We start from the raw sequence: 6088 nt of genomic DNA, 5'->3' as shown, positions 1-6088 counted from the left end.
TGTTCCCGGCATCTAAGCCGAAGTCAGGCAGAAATTCCACTTATCTCCGCTGTCCAGATTTCCCGAACCACTTCTAAATGACGGGCCCCAGACCATGTTCCTTGTGATCAGAGTTGAGATCGAATGGGTGCCATTCGGGCGAGCCGCCAAGGACGCCAATAACTAAAGAATTAAAAAAAACGGCTTTCCGTTGTGAGTAGATATTCAGAAATGTCACGTGCGCGGCGGTCCTCGTCTAAACGACGCTGGATCAGTTGGCTCAACCGTTCATTGTGTTGAAGCTGGCGCGCGTATCCGACCCGCTCTACGAGGTCGGAGATTTCGATAAGAGCGGTGTAGTATGTCCAGTTACCAAAGGACCCTTGCAGCGCTGGGAGATATAACAGATTGCTCATGGAAAAGCCTGCTTTTTTGGTGCACGCCGGTGCTAAACCCGATATCGCTGTACGGGGGCATTAGCGCATCATGTAGTTCCGTCTCGGCCGCCCTGCGCTGCTGCGGATTGCCCGGGAAAGGCGCGCAAGAAAACGTCAATTCTCCGTGAAAAACGGTTAAAATCTTGCGGATGCGCTTCCGACCGCCGGGATCGTTCTTCTCAGCGAGGTATTCGGCGAACCTCTTCCTCAGCGTTCTGTCGGTCTTCCAACGTATAAGGGATAGCCAATAGGTGGGAGAGTCGCAGGAGGCAAATCCACCAAGAAACAGTAAAGGCCCGGCTCGTTGGGCACGTCCGCCTGATTAGCAGCTGTAGTGGCCCCCTAAATCCCCGGACACGATCTCCCACTTGTTAAGTGTTAGGAGTAATGTGCCCATTATGACCAGTCACATACCTAAGATAGAAGTGCTGTCCGGTCCTGAGCGCGCGCAGGTCAATCGGGATTGGGTTTTCGGTAACTTCGCGGAAGAATTTTTCAGAAAGCGTTACCGTGCTTTCCCACAAAGCACCCTGTTCAGGCGATTTTGGCTTCCACCATAAATTCGCACTGTCTGCGATACTTATATTCTCCAATAGAAAGGGCGTGTTCGCTCTCCCATGTACAAGAGATCGAGCACGCCATAAGGCGTGTCACTTGATCGCGCAGGCGTGGAATAGAACCCCAACGTCCGCCCGCCGCGTCCAATCCCAATTCCGACATAAAGCGGCTAAGGCTTGTACCGAGGACGATTTCCCGCTGTTTCTGCTGCACCGCCTCGGTGGTCAAATAACCAACAAAAGGCGCGGAATGCTGCCATAGGGAAGGCCGATGCGCGACGGGGCAAGCATACTTAGTGTGTACGCGCCATTGGTGCAGGTAAATTCATTACCGTCAGCCTTGCTGTGTGGCATGGTCGCCTGCACCATTGCCCGCGCTATGAAACCAAGCGCCCCCGCTTCCTTGGCGGCTTCCGCCTTCATCGCAAAGCTGGCGGCGCATAAAGCATCAATCTGACGGAAGCGGCGATTGTCGTTGGCGGTCGAAGCATCGAAAAATGAGGTTACATCACTACGCCACCAATTTCAAACCACGCCTCCGCGTAGGAGGCGACATGAGGGTGACACAACGGGCGTGGCGCTGGCAAAGTTTCAAACCACGCCTCCGCGTAGGAGGCGACGATCGGGACGTTGCAATGGTTATGGGATAAATACACGTTTCAAACCACGCCTCCGCGTAGGAGGCGACTTTCTGACCGGCTTGCCAGCAGGAGGAGTTAGTTGGTTTCAAACCACGCCTCCGCGTAGGAGGCGACCGGAACAACGGAGCCAGGACCACATGCCAATACCGTTTCAAACCACGCCTCCGCGTAGGAGGCGACATGTCGCCGAAAGCACAAGCCGAATACAAGGATGTTTCAAACCACGCCTCCGCGTAGGAGGCGACTATTTTCGGGCAGCGGATCTTGCGTCGTTGCCGCGTTTCAAACCACGCCTCCGCGTAGGAGGCGACGCGTTACGATGAGCGCATGAAAAATGTTGAAAGCGTTTCAAACCACGCCTCCGCGTAGGAGGCGACAAAAATCCGATAATTGCGAACACCGCATAAATCAGTTTCAAACCACGCCTCCGCGTAGGAGGCGACATGAGGGTGACACAACGGGCGTGGCGCTGGCAAAGTTTCAAACCACGCCTCCGCGTAGGAGGCGACAGGGCCGCGATGGATTTCATGCGCCGGGTGATCGGAGTTTCAAACCACGCCTCCGCGTAGGAGGCGACAAGACCGTGCCTGGCAAACTTGTCGAAAGCTTCGGTTTCAAACCACGCCTCCGCGTAGGAGGCGACCGCGCGTTCATCGATGCGACGGATTGATGTTGTGGTTTCAAACCACGCCTCCGCGTAGGAGGCGACAGGCAGGCGAGGCGTTGTGATGGACTGGATACCGTGTTTCAAACCACGCCTCCGCGTAGGAGGCGACCCTCACCCATGAAGAATACCGGGATCGACAGGATGTTTCAAACCACGCCTCCGCGTAGGAGGCGACAAAAGCTGTTGGTCGTTAAAGACGGACTTGGCAATGTTTCAAACCACGCCTCCGCGTAGGAGGCGACCCCGTCGATCGACAAATGATAAAAACCAGCGCTACGTTTCAAACCACGCCTCCGCGTAGGAGGCGACAATATTGCCTCGACATGCTGGGCGCGGTTTCGGCGTTTCAAACCACGCCTCCGCGTAGGAGGCGACGCGTGACCGTGTGGGATCAGTTGAGGCAGAGATTGTTTCAAACCACGCCTCCGCGTAGGAGGCGACAGCAGACGTTTTTGCATTCCCGCGCCCCAGACCGGTTTCAAACCACGCCTCCGCGTAGGAGGCGACACAACGGGCCGACGATTTCATGGCGGTTCTGATCGTTTCAAACCACGCCTCCGCGTAGGAGGCGACGATCTTTACCCGTCATGATTTCCCTCATCGAAATTGTTTCAAACCACGCCTCCGCGTAGGAGGCGACCCCGAAGTCTGGCGATGTCGTGGTCGTAGAGGTGTTTCAAACCACGCCTCCGCGTAGGAGGCGACGTGCGGCCATGTGTGATTGCATCCAGAAAATTGATGTTTCAAACCACGCCTCCGCGTAGGAGGCGACCGCGTCACTGCTGATCGATGGGCCGATTTGTTGGTGTTTCAAACCACGCCTCCGCGTAGGAGGCGACGCAAGAGGCGGAAGAGCGGGCAAACCGGTACGCGGTTTCAAACCACGCCTCCGCGTAGGAGGCGACGCGAGAGCGGCGTTGCAACGGGGTAATCATGGTTGTTTCAAACCACGCCTCCGCGTAGGAGGCGACTCGAAGGCGGTGATGTACCGCGCATGCAGATGCAGTTTCAAACCACGCCTCCGCGTAGGAGGCGACAAACACCATGACGACAGCAGTTGCAGCAATGACGTTTCAAACCACGCCTCCGCGTAGGAGGCGACGCCATGAAGGTTGCCCACCTTGTCCTTCCCATCGTTTCAAACCACGCCTCCGCGTAGGAGGCGACTGCGCAAGCGAATGATCGTGCGCACAACCTTGCTGTGTTTCAAACCACGCCTCCGCGTAGGAGGCGACATCTACACCGAAGAGGTTATCCTAAGCCAAACCCGTGTTTCAAACCACGCCTCCGCGTAGGAGGCGACCATCCTGAAGGGTGGTGTTGCCAACGCGCTCGTTGTTTCAAACCACGCCTCCGCGTAGGAGGCGACGGGCAGCAGCGGGCACTGGCACCGCTACCAGTGGTTTCAAACCACGCCTCCGCGTAGGAGGCGACGACTATGACGTGGCGATGGAAGTTGCCGCGCATGTTTCAAACCACGCCTCCGCGTAGGAGGCGACCAGGCGGCACGAAAGCTCTCATGTTCGATGAACTGTTTCAAACCACGCCTCCGCGTAGGAGGCGACCTGGATTTCCATCCGATGCTGCGCGTCCCGATCGGGTTTCAAACCACGCCTCCGCGTAGGAGGCGACTTCAGGACATCGGCATGACGGCGGCCATGGGCATGTTTCAAACCACGCCTCCGCGTAGGAGGCGACCCGCTCTCCTGGACGTAAAAATCCTTGGTGCAAAGTTTCAAACCACGCCTCCGCGTAGGAGGCGACTCCCACCGCGTCTGGTCAATGCCATGCAGGCCGAGTTTCAAACCACGCCTCCGCGTAGGAGGCGACGGGCTGCGATCCGATTGATGTGCTCAAGGTACAGGCGTTTCAAACCACGCCTCCGCGTAGGAGGCGACATCATCCAGCAGCTGACATCGTGCCATTGCAGGAGTTTCAAACCACGCCTCCGCGTAGGAGGCGACCGCCGTGGAAGTACGGCCCTTATGCCACCACAGAAGTTTCAAACCACGCCTCCGCGTAGGAGGCGACTCGGATACGAGAGCTGTCATTCGCAACATCTGTCGGTTTCAAACCACGCCTCCGCGTAGGAGGCGACTTCCATTCGAAAGGCTAAAAATATCCCGCGCGGTGTTTCAAACCACGCCTCCGCGTAGGAGGCGACGGGCAGTGGCACGTGGCTTTCTGCGCCGTTGATCGTTTCAAACCACGCCTCCGCGTAGGAGGCGACAGTTCGGCTGCCTTCTCATTGAGAGGCTTTGGTTGTTTCAAACCACGCCTCCGCGTAGGAGGCGACGAACTCTGCCATCCGCGCAGCTAATGCCAATGGTGGTTTCAAACCACGCCTCCGCGTAGGAGGCGACCATCTATCGCGCATTGCTTAAGGCTCTGGTTGATGGTGTTTCAAACCACGCCTCCGCGTAGGAGGCGACGCCAAGACTGCGAAGGTTGCTACCCTCAAGATGGTTTCAAACCACGCCTCCGCGTAGGAGGCGACTACGGTAATCGGGTTGCTGCTTTTGCCAAATGAATGTTTCAAACCACGCCTCCGCGTAGGAGGCGACCCGGAAGCCCATTCCGGGTAATCCGTGTTTACCGGTTTCAAACCACGCCTCCGCGTAGGAGGCGACAACTTTGGCAGACAGTGGCGATGCAGGCTTCTGGTTTCAAACCACGCCTCCGCGTAGGAGGCGACACCGGCAGTTTAGCACCTATTTTATGGTGGAGGGGTTTCAAACCACGCCTCCGCGTAGGAGGCGACCATTCAGAATTAAGCTATCAAAGATAAAGACTGGAGTTTCAAACCACGCCTCCGCGTAGGAGGCGACCAATCGCATTCAGCCGTCATCCGGTGGATTGGATGTTTCAAACCACGCCTCCGCGTAGGAGGCGACACCGCAGCCGCCCCTTATATGTCCGGGGTAAAGGTGTTTCAAACCACGCCTCCGCGTAGGAGGCGACAGGGTAGCAGTGTCACCAATGGATAACCTAACGCCGTTTCAAACCACGCCTCCGCGTAGGAGGCGACAGACAATTGCAGTTGGTACTTGTTTGGGCGCGATGTTTCAAACCACGCCTCCGCGTAGGAGGCGACTCCGGCAGCCTAAATCTGAGCTATGGCCTATATGGTTTCAAACCACGCCTCCGCGTAGGAGGCGACACGTAACAGTGCCATTGTTTGACCACTTGCCATCAAATTCAAACCACGCCTCCGCGTAGGAGGCGACACGCAATATGCTGCGCTAGAGCCTGCGGTGTCACATTAATTCAAACCACGCCTCCGCGTAGGAGGCGACACTGTCCTTGTCTAATCAATTGGCGCAGAACAAAAAAGTTAGAAAATTGCGCGCATATAACAAAAGTGGTGACAGCGATCGCTCCGGCGAGGCCGATATTTAAAATTCTTATACGATTTCAAAGAGCTAACCGAGTGCGAACCTGACGGCATTTCGCGACACGCTTATGGTTCGCACCGATATTCGCCAATATTGCTTCTGCGTCAGACGATCAATGTACCGCCAAGGTCCGTGGCGGGTTTGGCGCCGACATGTTCAACCCGTCTCTGCCAATTGGAGCCGAGATAGTAGTAACGTAGGCTGTCGAATTCCGGTTTGATGATGCTTTCAAGTCGGGCCTTGAGTTTCGCCCATTGTGCCGGATCTACTTCGATTTCGAAAACGGAGAACTGCACACGCTGCCCATAGTCGCGGCAGGCTTTGGCTACTGCGCGCAGTCGTGCGGTGCCCCGCGCCTCAGTCGTATTGACGTCATAGGTGACTAGAACTAGCATTCCGGCTTTCCATTGCT

General features: G+C 56.4%; 5 protein-coding genes and 1 CRISPR repeat array. All 5 genes read right to left on the bottom strand.

Annotated elements, in window-relative coordinates:
- Positions 1 to 170: 170 nt before the first annotated feature.
- Entirely contained in the window at positions 171 to 395 is a 225-nt protein-coding gene (locus DKP76_RS07750) for a hypothetical protein (protein ID WP_109705824.1), read from the bottom strand.
- Between the two features lie 392 nt (positions 396 to 787).
- Positions 788 to 1009: a replication protein RepA gene (locus DKP76_RS19825; protein WP_199224769.1), complete on the bottom strand. Its 222-nt coding sequence runs from the start codon at positions 1007 to 1009 to the stop codon at positions 788 to 790.
- A complete protein-coding gene (locus tag DKP76_RS19820) occupies positions 951 to 1187 on the bottom strand; it encodes a replication protein RepA (protein WP_425349379.1) in 237 nt (78 codons plus the stop codon). The genes DKP76_RS19825 and DKP76_RS19820 overlap by 59 nt, the downstream gene beginning before the upstream one ends.
- Before the next feature lie 11 nt (positions 1188 to 1198).
- Positions 1199 to 1396 (bottom strand): hypothetical protein, encoded by a 198-nt coding sequence (locus DKP76_RS19340; RefSeq protein WP_199224767.1) that lies wholly within the window; start codon positions 1394 to 1396, stop codon positions 1199 to 1201.
- A 99-nt stretch (positions 1397 to 1495) separates the two neighbouring features.
- A CRISPR array of direct repeats spans positions 1496 to 5577; the repeat unit is 32 nt; unit sequence GTTTCAAACCACGCCTCCGCGTAGGAGGCGAC.
- 203 nt (positions 5578 to 5780) lie between these two features.
- Positions 5781 to 6071 (bottom strand): CRISPR-associated endonuclease Cas2, encoded by a 291-nt coding sequence (gene cas2 / locus DKP76_RS07740; RefSeq protein ID WP_109705823.1) that lies wholly within the window; start codon positions 6069 to 6071, stop codon positions 5781 to 5783.
- Positions 6072 to 6088: the final 17 nt, after the last annotated feature.

The sequence above is a fragment of the Falsochrobactrum shanghaiense genome (assembly GCF_003149535.1).
GTDB classification, from domain to species: Bacteria; Pseudomonadota; Alphaproteobacteria; order Rhizobiales; family Rhizobiaceae; genus Brucella; species Brucella shanghaiense.
The sequence above is the reverse complement of the archived record's forward strand: the minus strand, read 5'-3'. Positions and strand labels throughout refer to the sequence as shown.

What these genes read in the sequence shown, in the direction of transcription:
- DKP76_RS07750 (WP_109705824.1), bottom strand. Translation starts at nt 395, where the DNA reads ATGAGCAATCTGTTATATCTCCCAGCGCTGCAAGGGTCCTTTGGTAAC.
- DKP76_RS19340 (WP_199224767.1), bottom strand. Translation starts at nt 1,396, where the DNA reads ATGAAGGCGGAAGCCGCCAAGGAAGCGGGGGCGCTTGGTTTCATAGCG.
- cas2 (WP_109705823.1), bottom strand. Translation starts at nt 6,071, where the DNA reads ATGCTAGTTCTAGTCACCTATGACGTCAATACGACTGAGGCGCGGGGC.